This is a genomic window from Paenalicyclobacillus cellulosilyticus (assembly GCF_014647315.1).
Classification (GTDB): Bacteria; Bacillota; Bacilli; order Alicyclobacillales; family Alicyclobacillaceae; genus Alicyclobacillus_J; species Alicyclobacillus_J cellulosilyticus.
In genome coordinates, this window is sequence record NZ_BMOY01000131.1 from 1 (window position 1) to 237 (window position 237).

The window sequence follows — 237 nt, forward strand, 5'->3', positions numbered from 1 at the left end:
ATTTATTATTTAATTTAAAACCGGGGGATGCCATCGACATTAATGGACCTTTTGGTCGGTTAATTCTAAAAGATGAAGTGCCTAAGCGCTACATTTTTGTAGCTACCAGCACAGGAATTACCCCTTATCGTGCTATGTTGCCGGCGTTGCAAAAAAGATTAGAAGAAAATAAATTACTAGAAGTCGTTATTTTGCAAGGCGCTCAAAAGAGCGAAGACATACTGTATGGCGATGAAT

At 38.4% G+C, this 237-nt stretch carries 1 protein-coding gene; it reads left to right on the top strand.

Features of this window, described 5'->3' with window-relative positions; all coding sequences use genetic code 11:
• Positions 1–237, top strand: a 237-nt coding sequence (locus IEX97_RS13190; RefSeq protein ID WP_373289467.1) for a ferredoxin reductase domain-containing protein, incomplete at both ends; no start/stop codon positions are given.